The sequence below is a fragment of the Stenotrophomonas sp. PS02298 genome (assembly GCF_029959445.1).
GTDB lineage: Bacteria > Pseudomonadota > Gammaproteobacteria > Xanthomonadales > Xanthomonadaceae > Stenotrophomonas.
The window spans coordinates 1-386 of the sequence record NZ_JASCOR010000341.1; the positions used below are offsets into that span (position 1 = coordinate 1).

A 386-nucleotide genomic window follows, 5' to 3' on the forward strand; every position below is an offset into this window, starting at 1 on the left:
ATGCTCGGCAATGGCCTTACCGGTAAAGCCCCTGCCGAGCATGGCTCGGCACTACCGGTTGGGATTGTCGGTAAAGCCTCATGCCGAGCATGGCTCGGCACTACAGGTAAAAACTGCGGGCACAAAAAAACCCGCTTTCGCGGGTTGTTTCGTTTGAGTCATGGTGCCCAGGAGAGGACTCGAACCTCCACGGAGTTGCCCCCGCTAGCACCTGAAGCTAGTGCGTCTACCAATTCCGCCACCTGGGCGACTCAGGAGACGAATTGTGCCGAGTGTGAAGAAAACTGTCAACGATTTGTGTGAAGAAATTTCACGACGCGAAAGATCAACTGTAGTGCCGAGCCATGCTCGGCAATGGCATTACCGATAGAGCCTCTGCCGAGCAT

1 tRNA gene is annotated in these 386 nt (G+C 55.2%); it reads right to left on the reverse strand.

Annotated elements, in window-relative coordinates:
• Positions 1-161: 161 nt before the first annotated feature.
• A tRNA-Leu gene (locus tag QMX78_RS21510) sits at positions 162-248 on the reverse strand.
• Positions 249-386 lie beyond the last annotated feature (138 nt).